This window comes from Akkermansiaceae bacterium (genome assembly GCA_024233115.1).
Classification (GTDB): Bacteria; Verrucomicrobiota; Verrucomicrobiia; order Verrucomicrobiales; family Akkermansiaceae; genus Oceaniferula.
In genome coordinates this window covers 327,590-340,204 of the sequence record JACKQB010000002.1, presented here as the reverse complement: position 1 = coordinate 340,204, position 12,615 = coordinate 327,590, and the positions used below count along the sequence as shown (strand labels likewise).

Annotated in this window: 15 protein-coding genes; 8 read left to right on the top strand and 7 right to left on the bottom strand. The window is 54.8% G+C overall.

Annotation, left to right across the window (positions count from 1 at the left end; translation table 11 throughout):
• Window positions 1-35 precede the first annotated feature (35 nt).
• The 4 genes from plsX to selD form a co-directional block, all read right to left on the bottom strand.
• The gene (gene plsX, locus H7A51_05685) at window positions 36-1,073 is read right to left on the bottom strand and encodes a phosphate acyltransferase PlsX (GenBank protein MCP5535712.1); all 1,038 of its coding nucleotides are present in this window, start codon (window positions 1,071-1,073) and stop codon (window positions 36-38) included.
• Window positions 1,074-1,197: 124 nt separating this feature from the next.
• Complete coding sequence (rpmF, locus tag H7A51_05680) at window positions 1,198-1,380, bottom strand: 50S ribosomal protein L32 (GenBank protein MCP5535711.1); 183 nt, start codon at window positions 1,378-1,380, stop codon at window positions 1,198-1,200.
• 64 nt (window positions 1,381-1,444) lie between these two features.
• A complete protein-coding gene (locus H7A51_05675) occupies window positions 1,445-1,960 on the bottom strand; it encodes a DUF177 domain-containing protein (protein ID MCP5535710.1) in 516 nt (171 codons plus the stop codon).
• An 8-nt stretch (window positions 1,961-1,968) separates the two neighbouring features.
• Window positions 1,969-2,937 (bottom strand): selenide, water dikinase SelD, encoded by a 969-nt coding sequence (gene selD / locus H7A51_05670; protein MCP5535709.1) that lies wholly within the window; start codon window positions 2,935-2,937, stop codon window positions 1,969-1,971.
• Window positions 2,938-3,185: 248 nt separating this feature from the next.
• Here selD and H7A51_05665 point away from each other — a divergent pair, with 248 nt between their 5' ends.
• The 5 genes from H7A51_05665 (at window position 3,186) to H7A51_05645 (ending at window position 6,977) form a co-directional block, all read left to right on the top strand.
• On the top strand, window positions 3,186-4,049 hold the full coding sequence (locus tag H7A51_05665; protein ID MCP5535708.1) for a hypothetical protein: 864 nt from the start codon (window positions 3,186-3,188) through the stop codon (window positions 4,047-4,049).
• 93 nt (window positions 4,050-4,142) lie between these two features.
• Window positions 4,143-4,376, top strand: a complete 234-nt coding sequence (locus tag H7A51_05660; GenBank protein MCP5535707.1) for an acyl carrier protein — start codon at window positions 4,143-4,145, stop codon at window positions 4,374-4,376.
• Between the two features lie 122 nt (window positions 4,377-4,498).
• Window positions 4,499-5,026 (top strand): hypothetical protein, encoded by a 528-nt coding sequence (locus tag H7A51_05655; GenBank protein MCP5535706.1) that lies wholly within the window; start codon window positions 4,499-4,501, stop codon window positions 5,024-5,026.
• 93 nt (window positions 5,027-5,119) lie between these two features.
• Window positions 5,120-5,992, top strand: coding sequence for a LysM peptidoglycan-binding domain-containing protein (locus H7A51_05650; GenBank protein MCP5535705.1), 873 nt, complete (start codon window positions 5,120-5,122; stop codon window positions 5,990-5,992).
• A gap of 31 nt (window positions 5,993-6,023) precedes the next feature.
• On the top strand, window positions 6,024-6,977 hold the full coding sequence (locus H7A51_05645; GenBank protein MCP5535704.1) for an acetyl-CoA carboxylase carboxyltransferase subunit alpha: 954 nt from the start codon (window positions 6,024-6,026) through the stop codon (window positions 6,975-6,977).
• Window positions 6,978-7,017: 40 nt separating this feature from the next.
• Here the strand turns inward: H7A51_05645 and H7A51_05640 are convergent, their stop codons facing one another.
• Window positions 7,018-7,614 (bottom strand): 3'-5' exonuclease, encoded by a 597-nt coding sequence (locus H7A51_05640; protein ID MCP5535703.1) that lies wholly within the window; start codon window positions 7,612-7,614, stop codon window positions 7,018-7,020.
• A 90-nt stretch (window positions 7,615-7,704) separates the two neighbouring features.
• Window positions 7,705-8,766 (bottom strand): 3-deoxy-7-phosphoheptulonate synthase, encoded by a 1,062-nt coding sequence (locus H7A51_05635; GenBank protein ID MCP5535702.1) that lies wholly within the window; start codon window positions 8,764-8,766, stop codon window positions 7,705-7,707.
• Between the two features lie 72 nt (window positions 8,767-8,838).
• Between H7A51_05635 and H7A51_05630 the strand changes: the two genes are divergently transcribed.
• The 3 genes from H7A51_05630 (at window position 8,839) to lgt (ending at window position 11,731) form a co-directional block, all read left to right on the top strand.
• Complete coding sequence (locus H7A51_05630) at window positions 8,839-9,915, top strand: M42 family metallopeptidase (GenBank protein ID MCP5535701.1); 1,077 nt, start codon at window positions 8,839-8,841, stop codon at window positions 9,913-9,915.
• Between the two features lie 65 nt (window positions 9,916-9,980).
• Window positions 9,981-10,670 (top strand): clan AA aspartic protease, encoded by a 690-nt coding sequence (locus H7A51_05625; GenBank protein MCP5535700.1) that lies wholly within the window; start codon window positions 9,981-9,983, stop codon window positions 10,668-10,670.
• Window positions 10,671-10,768: 98 nt separating this feature from the next.
• Window positions 10,769-11,731, top strand: coding sequence for a prolipoprotein diacylglyceryl transferase (lgt, locus tag H7A51_05620; GenBank protein MCP5535699.1), 963 nt, complete (start codon window positions 10,769-10,771; stop codon window positions 11,729-11,731).
• A 65-nt stretch (window positions 11,732-11,796) separates the two neighbouring features.
• On the opposite strand, the gene H7A51_05615 is transcribed toward lgt, so the two are convergent.
• The gene (locus H7A51_05615) at window positions 11,797-12,591 is read right to left on the bottom strand and encodes a histidinol-phosphatase HisJ family protein (protein MCP5535698.1); all 795 of its coding nucleotides are present in this window, start codon (window positions 12,589-12,591) and stop codon (window positions 11,797-11,799) included.
• Window positions 12,592-12,615: the final 24 nt, after the last annotated feature.

Below are 12,615 nucleotides of genomic sequence, written 5' to 3'. Positions count from 1 at the left end.
GAATACGAGGATGAACAGCATAAACAGGAGACGAATCAGGCATTGGACGCCGAAGGGCGATTGACCTCAAGCAGCATGTCTTCAATGTGTGGGTTCACCTCGAGGCTGACTGTTTCGCGTGCCACGCGGATCGCGTTCTGGATCGCCAGGGCTGATGAGCCTCCATGGGCGATGATACAAACACCGTTGACACCGAGAAGCGGAGAGCCGCCCACGTATTCGTAGCTGCTCTTCTTTTTAACCGCTTTGAATGCCCCTCTGGCAATCGCTGCACCCATGATACGGAACGGACTGCGTTTGAATTCGATTTTCAACCATTTGGACATGGCTTTGGCCGTGGCTTCACACGCTTTGAGGATGATGTTTCCGGTGAATCCGTCACAGAGCACAACGTCGATCTCGCTTTCAAACAAGTCATGGCCCTCCACGTTGCCGAGGAAGTCAAAGGGGGCCCGACCAGTCGATTCGAGGTGTTTGAGCAGGGCAAATGTTTCTTTGGTGAAGGTAGTCCCTTTTTCATCCTCTTCGCCATTGGACATCAGGCCGACCTTGGGGCGATTGACGCCAAGGACGCGGTTGGCATATACGGCGCCCATCACTGCGTAGGTGACGAGGTGCTGCGGTTTGGCCTCCGGGTTGGCTCCGGCGTCTAGAAGCTGGCAGATTCCGTATTCGTTCGGGATGGCCGAGGCGATACCTGCCCGTTCGACCCCTTTCAAAGTGCGTAACTTGACGGTCGCTGAAGCGACCGCAGCCCCCGTATTCCCCGCACTGACCACGGCGTCGGCATCACCGGATTTCACCAGATCTGTGGCTACCGCGATGGATGAGTTTTTTTTCCTGCGCAGAGCCTTGGCGCCGGACTCGTGCATGGCCACCACATCGGGTGCATGGACAATTACTGCACGGGGATCGGTGAGCTTGTGCTCCTTGACTTCCTGCTCGAGCACAGCTGCGTCACCGACGAGGAAGATGCGTTTGATATCCGGATAAAGCTTCAGGGCATTGCGTGCTCCCACAATGTTGACTGTAGGGGCACGGTCGCCGCCCATGGCATCAAGTGCGATTTTCATAGTGTGTTGTAAAAGAGGGGACTGCTGACACAGGGCGTAGGCAGAGGTGACAGGCAGACATGAAACAAGCGGAATGCCAAGGCATCCCGCTTCGTAAATTCAATCCTTCGGATGAAGCGATGCCTTAGATGGCGTCCACCTCGAGAACCTGACGCTCACGGTAGGTTCCACAGTGTGGGCATGCGATGTGGGAAGGCACGCGGCTTTCACACTCGGGACAGGTCTTGAGCTTGGGGGTGCGCCAGCGGTTCGCGCCGCGACGCATCTTTTGCTTCATCTTGGATGTTCTGCGCTTAGGTACAGCCATGGTAGTAGTTGGTTAAGTTGTTGATATTAGGTTGCTTGAAAAGTCTTGAGGGGCGATTCAGTGTCTATTCGGAGCCTTCGGATGGATCATCCTTGATTGCGTCGAGAGCATCCCATGGGGTGGGTGCCTCGTCGCGGGGACGGGTCTTTACATCATCATCCAGGGGTTTGTCCATCGCTAAATAGCGAGAATCTAAATTACATGTATTGGGTTCATCGCCGTCTTCGCAATGGGGGTAGTCAGGGAAGAGGATGACGATTTCCTCCCTGAGGGCATCGGCGAGATCGATTTGTGACGAGCCGACCTCGATGCACAGGCTGCATTCAACGGCTTCGATGGTCATGTCAAAAGGCGACAGGCAACGGTCGCAGTTGAATTCAAAGGTTGCTGAGAGGTTTCCCCGGACCAGCAGTTCGTTGTCGAATTTCTGGAGGTAGAGGTCGTAAACCAGCGGGCTGACGGCTTTGATTTCCCCTGCGCTGCCATGCCGGGTGGTCAGGATCGAGCCATCAAGCTCCCCGGAAAAGGTTTTACCTTCCTCAGGCAGGGTGTTGAGATCGATGTTGAGGTGTTTTTTCATCGTGGTGGTTATGAGGCGGTGACGTAAATGGCACTGTGGTCGCGCGGTATCGTTTTTCCTATCACAACGGCGCAAGGTGCCAGGGTTTCCTCAAGCGTCTCCATCACGGCGTTGAGGTTTTCCCCGGGAACGCTGAGCAGCAGGCCGCCGGAGGTTTGCGCGTCGGCAAAGATCAGCTTCCGGGCATCGGTGACGTTTTCCGCAAAGGTCGTGTATGGCTCAGTATGGGCAAGGTTCTTGTGACTGCCACCAGGCACGCAACCGGCTGCAATCAGATCGAGAACCTCAGGGGACATCAGCGGCAAGGCAGAGGCATCGAGTTCCGCGGAGACGTTGCTGCCGTTACAGAGTTCGATCAAGTGGCCACCGAGGCCAAAGCCGGTAATATCGGTACAGCAGCGGACCAGGCCGCGCTCGGCGAGTGTGCTACCCGGTTTGTTGAGTGTGGCCATCAGCTGGCTGGCGGTTTCGGCAAGTTCCTCGCTGCAGATCCCCCGTTTGATACCGGTCGACACAATACCGCTGCCAAGTGGTTTGGTCAGTACCAGGAATTCTCCCGGACGGGCGTGGGTATTGGCGAGATAGCGTTCGGGGTGCACGAGTCCGGTGACCGCCAAGCCGTAGATCGGTTCAGGGTTTTTGATGGTATGTCCACCAAGCAGGCAGCATTCGGCTTCGACACACATTTCCGCCCCCCCTTTGAAAATGGCCCGGATGGTTTCGTGGTCAACGTGCTCGGTCGGCATCCCCGCGATGGCCAGGGCGGTGATCGGTCGGCCTCCCATGGCGTACACATCGGAGAGCGAATTGGCCGCAGCAATACGCCCGTAGAGCTCGGGGTCATCGACGATGGGAGTGAAAAAATCAGTCGTCTGGACGAGGGCGCGCTCGTCGTCGATTTTAAACACACCGGCATCGTCAGCGGTGGCCGAGCCAACGAGTAAGCGGTTGTCCTGGTATTGAGGCAGCCCATGCAGAACCTGCGTGAGCGACTTGGGATCAAGTTTGGAGGCTCATCCGGCGCAGGATGCGAGGGAGGTGAGCCGGCGGATGTCAGTGCGGGTCATGAAGAAGTAAAGCGGTGGGGAAGTGAGTGGGTAATGAAGGATTGACAGGGGCTGGGGCGAGTTTCCCTTGTTTGGATTTATATGGCGAGATCATATTGCGGTGTTTTTTTGCTTCTAGCCATGCATTTTTCTAGGCAAGTTCTGTGTCTATCAATGCCATGAGCGATCCTTCAGTTACGAAACCAGCCCAGAGCCCGTCCAGTCCACCTGTTTGCAAACCCACCAAGTGGTTCCTGTGGCGTGCCATAGCGATGCTTGTGATGTTCAGTGTGTTTGCCATCCTGTTTCTCCAGGACGGTATCTGGGGGTATCGTGATAAAAACCTTCAGTTCTTTGTTCATGAGAACTTTAAAAAGGCGGGGATTGAATTCCAGCAGATGCATGACGAGACTGGGTTTTCAGAGGAAAAATGGCAGGCCCATGCGTCGGCCCAGACATGTCAATTTCCAGAAAATGCCGAAGCGATCATGCCGAAGGATGCCGATCTGGCAATGCCGTGGCCAGACTCCCTGGTCAATGGTTACGCCCTGATGTCGGAAAAAGGGGGGCAGAATGGAGCATCGGATCTTTGGAAGGAGTACGCCGGGGCTAACAAGTGGGATATCGAACCCGCTGAGCACCCGATGGAGGCGCATAAAATCCGTGAGCAGTTCATTGCTGCCGGCGTGGCCGGGGTATTGATTGCCATCACCCTGTTTTTCCTGTTCCGCACCATGAGCCGCAGCATCAAAGCCGACGATGAAGCTCTCTACACCCAGGATGGAAAGCGGATTGCCTACAGCGACATGGTGCGTATTGATAAACGCAAATGGGATACCAAAGGGCTCGCACTCGTTTATTACAACGACGGCGGCGAAGAGAAAAAGGCGAAGATCGATGGTATGGTCTACGGCCAGTTTAAAGAAGAGGACGGTGCCCCTGCGGAGAAATTATTCAGCTACGTCATGGAGCGCTTCAAAGGTGAGGTCATCGAATATGTTGACGAACAGGAAGCTGCTTCTGAAGAGAGCGACGGGAAATAATTAACGTTTAGTGATAAAACCCGATTTTCTGTGTTGCCAATCGGGCGATGCGGGGCTAAACCACTTCCAACCAACCCATAAAACCAAGCAGCAATGTCTGACATCGAATCCAAAGTAAAAGATATCATCGTCGAGCAACTCGGCGTTAGCGCCGACCAAGTGAAGCCAGAAGCCAAGTTCATTGAAGACCTTGGAGCCGACTCCCTCGATACCGTCGAGCTTGTCATGGCTTTTGAAGAAGAGTTCGGCATCGAAGTGCCTGACGAAGACGCAGAGAAACTGCAGAGCGTCGGTGACGTGGTCGCCTATGTCAACAGCGCTTCCTAGGTATAACAGGTAACTGTTCTAATTTTTTAAAACAGGGCAGACTCGTTATGGGTCTGCCCTTCGTATTGACCGGTTAGCTGAACATACGCTGTTTTATCAACTTTTCAACGTATCCACCTCCAATGGAACATTCCCCGGATAGCATTCAATACGCCATGGAAAAAGCTCGGTTATTACACGAGCCGGACCGCAGGATCGATACCTTTGGCTCTACCCGCTTCAAGTTCACCATGCTGAGTGAACCAATGGATTCGGTCGGCCAGGTCCGTGTGCGCCAGGGGGAAATGGAAGCCCAGAAACCGCAGATCATCCGTCCGGATGTGATGCGCGGTGTCGAACTCGATGGATTCCAGGAAAAAGCGGGTGAGTTTCTCGACTGGTTGAAGGAAAACAAACTGGAGCCGGTCTTTTTTCAATACGGCTTTGTCTTCAAGCGCACCAACGTCAGCGAGGAATTGCTGCACGACAATCTGGATGCCGTCCGCGACCGGGTTCTCAGCGAGGTCAGGAAAACGGGTGACCCGATGCTCGCCGTGATGGAAGGGGTTGATGACGCCTGGGAGATCTGCCTGTTGAAGTTTGCCATCGATATGATTGGAAAATCATCCGATATCAACGCATTTGATTTTAAAAGAAAGGGCCTGCTTTGAGGGAGGGCCGGACAGCATCTGAATAAGTCGTCACCGGCATGTCTTTTCGATGGTCTGAGTCACAATTTTGGTTATTATAGCGGTATGCGAATCATGCTCATCATCAAAGCCATTGCAGCACTTCTTGTGCTGGGGGCTATGGGTGGAACGGCCTATCTGATGCAGGAATACACCGGCACCGTCAAAGATATGCCGGGAACGATGATGGAGCGGCAACGCAAGGTGGAGCTCGAACTCAAACAGAAAGCAGAGCAGGGGATTCGATCCGACAACGAACCGGGTGAAAAAGCGTTTCAACGGGTCAAAGAACTTCTCGCGATGGAATCCATGGTCGAGGCCGAGGAGAAGCTGAAGTATATTGTTAGTTTTTACCCATCCGCCAAGTGCGCTCCCGAGGCACGCAGGATTCTTGGTGAGATCAACATCGACCGCTTGCTGGACCCTGAATGGAAGGAGGGGAAAAAAGTGATCACCGTCAAAAGTGGGGATACATTCACCAGGATTGTGAATGAGAACCAAACAACCATGGATAGCTTGGTGCATCTGAGTAAGCTGATGCGGGCCGACCCCCGGAGCCTGCACCCTGGTGACAAGCTGACGGTGATGCCCTTGGAAATGAGGCTTGTGATCGATGTCCGGCGGAAAACATGCACACTCTGGAACGAAGGTGAGTTTATTAAGGAATACCCGCTGTTAGGCGTTGCCTACAAAGGAAAAGGAGCGGTCACCCGGCTAAAGATCGGTCAGATACGTGGCTGGTATCGTGGAAAGTTTCACCCGGTGCATTCCGAAGAATACCTCGCTTCGAGCAAGGTCGTTGAGTTGTCGGATAAATCCCTCGCCATAAGGGCGATTTCCAAGGATGATAAGGGCGACTTCGGGAATGGCTTCTTTCTTTCTCCTGCTGACATGGAAGAAATCCCGCTTATTCTTCGACCTGGAAACGACGTGGAAATACGGAATTAAATCAACGCAACCGACTACTCTCTACAGCTATATGAAACCTCTTGATTTCGAGAAACCCATCGCCGAGCTTGAACATGAACTCGAAAAGCTTAAACATAAGGCGCAGACCCAGGACATTGATATGTCTGACGAGATTATCGCCATGGAAGGAAAGTTGAAGAATACGAGAAACCGTATTTACGATGACCTCTCTCCATGGCAGCGTGTCCAGATCGCCCGCCACACCAACCGCCCGTTCATGCTCGATTATATTGCCCATGTATTTGATGACTTTTGTGAGCTCCACGGAGACCGTCACATTGGGGACGATCATGCCATGCCCGGTGGCTTTGCCACTCTCGGTGGCCAGCGTGTTGTAGTCATTGGCCATCAGAAAGGCCGTGATACCAAAGAGAACCTGCTGCGCAACTTTGGCAGTGCTCACCCCGAGGGGTATCGGAAATCGCTCCGGCTGATGAAGCTGGCTGAAAAATTCAAGCTTCCGGTTGTTTCCCTCATTGATACCCCGGGTGCGTTTCCCGGCATTGGTGCCGAGGAGCGCAACATTGCCGAGGCGATTGGCTTCAACCTCCGCGAGATGATGCTCCTGAAAACTCCAACCGTAGCCGTTGTGTTAGGTGAGGGTGGCTCGGGTGGTGCCCTGGGTATCGGCGTTACCGACCGGGTCCTCATGATGGAGAACGCCTATTATTCCGTGATCAGTCCAGAAGGATGTGCGGCGATTCTTTGGAAACACCGCAAGCATGCTCCCGAGGCTGCCGAGGCGATGAAAATCGCGGCTCCGGATCTCGGGGAACTTCACCTGATCGACGAGGTCATCCCGGAACCCAAGGGCGGTGCCCACCACGACCACCAGCAGGCGGCTGAAAACCTGCGCACCGCGGTGCTTAACCAGATCCAGGCACTGCAGCAGCTCAGTATGGAGGATCTCCTCGACCAACGTTATGCCAAGTTCCGCCAATACGGTGAGTGGCAGGGGGAGTGATTGAATGGTGAATGGTGAATGGTGAATGGTGAATGGTGAATCATCGGCGCAGCCGGTGCCACTGGGTGGTGTCGGGGTGGAGTAGCAGGTCAACGGACGATTCTGCCAGGTTGAACTCATCAATCAGTCGTTCTAGCAGAATGAGTGATGCGGTGGCATCGTAGAGGGCATCGTGCCAGGTTTTGTTAGGGACGAGTGTGTTGACCTTGTTCTCCAGGTTGAAGTGTTGGCAAACGTCGCCCAGGGCATGTGACTCAAGTCCGGGCCACGCGGCGCGGGAGAGGAGCAGGGTATCGACCCATGGGCCGAACCCGTGGGCCGGAAAGGCACGGAGGTAGCGTTTTTCCGTGCCATGACCATGTGCTACTGCGATGCGGTCCGACATGACGGCTTTGATCCGGGGCCATAGTGTCATGAATGGCGGGGCATCGGCGAGATCGTCGCTGGTGATGCCGTGGACTTTTTGAGCCGACCAGGTAATAGGCTGGTCGGTACGGATGAAGGAGAGGAAGTGATCGGCGTGGCCGTTATCGATCGACCAGGTGGCCATGCCAATTTGCACGGGAACGTCTGTTTTTCCACGTTCCGCGCCTGCTGACTCGAAGTCAATGGCGGCGAAGGTTTGCTCGGAGATCATTTGGAAACGGAAACCGCGCAATACACCTAATACACGAAATGCTGTTTGGGTTGTTCGTTGTGGGCGGGGCGACAGGAAGTCGCCGCCACCTTAGCCGGCGACACCAGCGGCTTTGAGGTCCCTTGCGGCTTTCAGGACAATGGTCTCGGTGGTTTCCCAACCGATGCATTGATCGGTAATGGATTGGCCGTATGTGAGGTCTTCGATGGGCTGTGGAAACTTTTGGTTTCCTGCCACCAGGTTACTCTCGAGCATGGCGCCAATCACATGGTCACTGCCTGCTGCGCGCTGGCGGACAATCTCGCTAAAGACCGCAGGCATTTTTTCATGTTTTTTACCACAGTTGGCATGGGATGCGTCGATCATGACGGATGGTTGCAGCCCATGTTTTTCCAGCAAGCTGGTAGTGACAGCTACGTCATCGGCGCCGTAGTTAGGTCCGTGGTCGCCACCGCGTAAAATGATGTGGCAGTCGGGGTTACCGGAAGTAGTCACCGCTGATGCGACACCTTGTTCGCTGACGCCGAGGAACGTTTGTGGTTGGGTAGCCGCCTTGATGGCATTGACTGCGGCAAGGAGGTCACCGGTGGTTGTGTTTTTAAAACCGAGGGGCATGGATAGCCCTGATGCCATCTGGCGGTGGGTCTGGCTTTCCGTGGTACGGGCACCGATGGCCGACCAGCTTATCAGGTCGGCAATATACTGAGGGGTGATTGGATCAAGGAGTTCGGTGGCAGTGGGCAGCCCGATATCCAGCACCTCGCGGAGGAAAAGCCGAGCCTTGCGAAGCCCCTCCGGGATATTATCGGATCCATCCAGACGCGGGTCCATGATCATACCTTTCCAGCCGACGGTAGTGCGTGGTTTTTCAAAATAGACCCGCATCACCATGTAGATCTGGTGTTTGACCTCCTCGGCCAGTTTGGCTAGTTTCCGGGCATACTCGATGCCGGCCTTGGTATCGTGGATCGAGCACGGGCCACAAACCAGCAGCAGGCGGTGGTCCTCGCCGTTGAGGATATTTCGGATATGCTGACGGGAATCAGCCATGAATTCCGCCTGCTCGGGTGACCGTTCGACTTCGGAGAGAAGAAGCGCGGGCGCGGGGAGCGGGATGTTGCTGGAGATGTGGAGGTCGGTGACTTGAGCCATGGAAGGAGACATAAGAAACATGAGCCAAGAATCAAGATTGAAGTTTGTCCGGGTAATGCTAATTTCGCGCGCATGAGAGACAAAGCGATGTCATTGTTACAGGAACTGACCAATGCCCATGGTGCCCCGGGTTTCGAAGATGAAATCAGAGCGATTTTTGCTGATGAACTTGAGGGTGTTGGTGAATTAAGTACGGACGGCAATGGTTCGGTATTCTGTGAGGCGGGAAAAGGTCCCCGCGTGTTACTGACGGGGCACATGGATGAAGTGGCCTTCAGGGTGCAAAACATTACCCCCGAAGGATTTATCCAGTTTGTAACCCTTGGGGGCTGGTGGCCACACACCATGCTCGCCCAGAGAGTCGCGGTGAGGACATGGGATGGGAGGAAAATCCTAGGCGTCGTCTCATCGACACCGCCCCATTTCCTTTCTGAATCACAGAAAACCCAACTGCTTCCGGTCGATAAGATGTTTATTGATGTGGGCGCGAGCAGTCGTTCCGACCTGGAGGGTAACATGGGAATTCGCATTGGCGATCCTATCGTCCCTGTGACCGAGTTCACCAGGATGGCGACTCCGGGCTTGCTGATGGCCAAGGCCTTCGACAACCGCGTCGGTATGGCCTGCGCGATCCAGGCGGCGCAATTGCTTTCCGAGTCCGGGCATCCGAATACATTGATCGCCTGTGGGACCGTGCAGGAGGAAGTGGGGGTCAGGGGGGCGATGACGGCGGCTATTCATGCGCAGCCGGATGTGGCGATCGTCCTGGAGGGGGCGCCGGCTGATGATACCCCGGGGTTTAGTCGGTCCGCTTCCCAGGGAGCCATTGGCAATGGCGTGCAGGTGAGGCTTCAAGACCCGACCGCGATCATGAATCCGGCCTTGGTGGATCTTGTCGTGAAAGTGGCTGAGGCAAACGATATTCCGTACCAGCTGACCGTCCGTAACAGTGGCGGCACCGATGCCCGGGCCTTCCAGCTTTCCGGAACGGGTGTGCCAGCGGTCGTCTTGGCAACCCCGTCACGTTATATTCACACACACAACTCGATGATTGATGTGCAGGATTACATAGCGATGGTCGATTTATCGGTCGCACTGGTGCAGGCACTGGATCAGAACGAGGTGGATGCGCTGACGACCTACCTATAAGGCCACGGGGAGGCTGCGGGGGTGTTTTTACAGACAAAACGCTGGCGACGGATCGCTCAGTGGGCATGAAAACGAGCATGGGCATCTTATGGGTCTCACTGTGTGCCATTACTTTTGGTGCGGCTGAGATGCGGGTATTCACCAACAAGGAAGGTAAACCGTTGGAAGCTGAGATCGTCTCCAAGACCGATTCCCATGTGAAGCTCAGGACGCCGGCGACCAAGGGTGGGAAGGTTTACACGGTGGCGATAGCCACGCTGTCGGAAAAGGACCAGGAGTTTGTCAAAGCCTGGGTTGATGGCGCGGCGCGTGCCAAGGAGCTGGCGGATATTGACCTGGAGGATGTGATGAAGGCGAAGGGGTATACCAAGGTCGGGTTTGACGAGGAAATGAACCACTTGTTTATCGATGTGAAAATCGATGGCAAAAAAGGCCGGTTCTTGCTCGATACCGGTGCGATGGCAACCATCATGAAGGAATCATCTGCTGCCAAGTTTGATTTGGAGATCAAGCCCGCCAACGTGCAAGCGGGTGGTGTGGGTGGCGGTGCCCAGATCAAGGGGCAGGTCAATGCCAAGGAGTTTGAAATGGGTGGTGCCAAGGGCGGAGAGCAGACCTTCTACATCATGGACCTCAACCACATGCCGCAGAATTATGCCTCCAAGATGGACGGCATCATCGGAGGGGATTTTTTCAAGGCGAAAAAAGCCCACTTCGACTACGCGGGTGGGGTTCTCTGGGTGAAGCTCGACTGAGCGATCCCGGGTAATGATTGGCTTCTTTGTTCTACGCTCTTGCATCGCAGATGATATTGGTGTGAGTTAGCGGCGTGTTAGCGACATATATTCACAACATGGACCCGGTCATCTTTGATCTGGTAGGTCCGGTCAAGCTGCGGTGGTATGGCTTGGGCTACCTCCTGGCCTTTGTGTTTGGCTATTACCTCCTACGTTGGCAGGCGAAGAGAAAGCTTTGGGTTTTGCCAGAAGGCAAGGTGGCCGACTTTATTGCCTACGCTGCGTTTTTTGGTGTCTTTATGGGCGGGCGCCTGGGGTATATTCTGTTTTATCAAATCCCCAAAGATGATTTCAACGGCTGGAATCAACTGTTAGCGGATCCTTTGATGGTGTTCCGTGTCTGGGATGGTGGCATGGCCAGTCACGGCGGGATTCTTGGCTTGATGATATTCACCCTGGTTTATGCAAGGAAACACAAGGTCTCGTGGACCGGTGTCGGCGATGGACTTTGTGTGGTCGCCCCGATTGGTCTTGGGCTTGTTAGGATCGCCAACTTCATCAATGGCGAACTGTATGGCCGGGTTGCGACAGGGGTTGACTGGGCGATGAAATTCCCGGCGTCACTGCACGAGGATTGGAAAGACGACCCGGCCCGATTGAACCAGGCGTTTATTGATTGTGAGGTGGTCGATCCATCGATTTCCGGTCAAAGCTATGATTACCTGGTGGCGCAGGCACGTGAGAATCCTCAATTGCTTGAAACGCTGGGGACTCATCTCAAGGCGAGACATCCATCGCAGTTATACGAGGCATTGTTAGAGGGGCTGGTTCTCTTTGCGGTGTTGTTTTTACTGCGTGTCCGTTTTCCGAAAATGGCCCACGGGGTTTTGACGGGTGTGTTTTTCCTGCTCTATGCCATTTTCCGAATCATTGTCGAAGGGTATCGTGAACCGGACTCGGCGATGATCGGCGCTCTGACCAAGGGACAGTTCTACTCGACCTTTATGATTGTGGCCGGCCTCGCATTCATTGGCTTTGCCTTGTGGCGACGGAAGAAGGTGACTCAACTACAGGGATAAGGAGGGTGGACACTCTTGTCCACCGGCTTATGCCTTGGTGAAGCGGACAGGAGTGTCCGCCCTCCCTACAGCGGCTCGAAGCGGCGTTGATACTGGTCGAACAGCAAGGTCTCCGTGTAGCCGGCCTGTCGGGCAAGCGTGACCGCCTTGTCGAAATCCCGGGCCACCTCGCTGGGGTGGTGGGCATCCGATGAGATGACCAGGGGAATGCCAGCGGAGTAGGCGAGGTCGAGAAAACCTATTTCCGGATAGGCTTCTTCGCAGGGTTTGTGCCAGCCCGCGGTATTGAGTTCGATGGCGCAGCCTGAGGCAGCAATGGCATCGACCGCTGGTTCGTAGTAACCACTCAGGTCGCCTTGGGGTTTGTAGCCGAATTTTTTAATGAGATCCGGGTGGCCGAGGATATCAAAAAGACCGCTCTCTGCCATGTTGGCGTAAGTTTTCCAGTATCGGTCCCAGGCGTCATCCACGTCGGTCCTTGCCCATTTTTCAAGCCAGGCGGGGTTGTCAAAGTCCCAGCCGGATAAGTAGTGGACGGAACCTATCAGATAATCCCAGTTGTATTCACCCTTCAGCGTTTCAATCCACGCTTCGCAGCCCGGTAACCAGTCGCATTCCAGCCCGGCGCGGATGGGGATATTTTCCCCGGCCTCGGATTTAGCCCGGTCGATCCACTGGAGATACTCAGGCAGTTGTCCATGCAGCATTCTCCAGTCGTCGAAGGGTTCAGGCAGGGCCGGGGCGTGGCAGGAGATGCCAAATTCCGACAAGCCTGCCGTGATGGCGGCCTGGACATACTCACCGGGTTCACCTGTCGCGTGTCGGCAGAGCGGGGTGTGTGTATGGTAGTCGGCGGGCATGGGCCTTTTTTAAACTCCAATCTC

What these genes read in the sequence shown, in the direction of transcription:
- plsX (MCP5535712.1), bottom strand. Translation starts at nt 1,073, where the DNA reads ATGAAAATCGCACTTGATGCCATGGGCGGCGACCGTGCCCCTACAGTC.
- rpmF (MCP5535711.1), bottom strand. Translation starts at nt 1,380, where the DNA reads ATGGCTGTACCTAAGCGCAGAACATCCAAGATGAAGCAAAAGATGCGT.
- H7A51_05675 (MCP5535710.1), bottom strand. Translation starts at nt 1,960, where the DNA reads ATGAAAAAACACCTCAACATCGATCTCAACACCCTGCCTGAGGAAGGT.
- H7A51_05665 (MCP5535708.1), top strand. Translation starts at nt 3,186, where the DNA reads ATGAGCGATCCTTCAGTTACGAAACCAGCCCAGAGCCCGTCCAGTCCA.
- H7A51_05660 (MCP5535707.1), top strand. Translation starts at nt 4,143, where the DNA reads ATGTCTGACATCGAATCCAAAGTAAAAGATATCATCGTCGAGCAACTC.
- H7A51_05655 (MCP5535706.1), top strand. Translation starts at nt 4,499, where the DNA reads ATGGAACATTCCCCGGATAGCATTCAATACGCCATGGAAAAAGCTCGG.
- H7A51_05650 (MCP5535705.1), top strand. Translation starts at nt 5,120, where the DNA reads ATGCTCATCATCAAAGCCATTGCAGCACTTCTTGTGCTGGGGGCTATG.
- H7A51_05645 (MCP5535704.1), top strand. Translation starts at nt 6,024, where the DNA reads ATGAAACCTCTTGATTTCGAGAAACCCATCGCCGAGCTTGAACATGAA.
- H7A51_05640 (MCP5535703.1), bottom strand. Translation starts at nt 7,614, where the DNA reads ATGATCTCCGAGCAAACCTTCGCCGCCATTGACTTCGAGTCAGCAGGC.
- H7A51_05635 (MCP5535702.1), bottom strand. Translation starts at nt 8,766, where the DNA reads ATGGCTCAAGTCACCGACCTCCACATCTCCAGCAACATCCCGCTCCCC.
- H7A51_05630 (MCP5535701.1), top strand. Translation starts at nt 8,839, where the DNA reads ATGAGAGACAAAGCGATGTCATTGTTACAGGAACTGACCAATGCCCAT.
- H7A51_05625 (MCP5535700.1), top strand. Translation starts at nt 9,981, where the DNA reads ATGAAAACGAGCATGGGCATCTTATGGGTCTCACTGTGTGCCATTACT.
- lgt (MCP5535699.1), top strand. Translation starts at nt 10,769, where the DNA reads ATGGACCCGGTCATCTTTGATCTGGTAGGTCCGGTCAAGCTGCGGTGG.
- H7A51_05615 (MCP5535698.1), bottom strand. Translation starts at nt 12,591, where the DNA reads ATGCCCGCCGACTACCATACACACACCCCGCTCTGCCGACACGCGACA.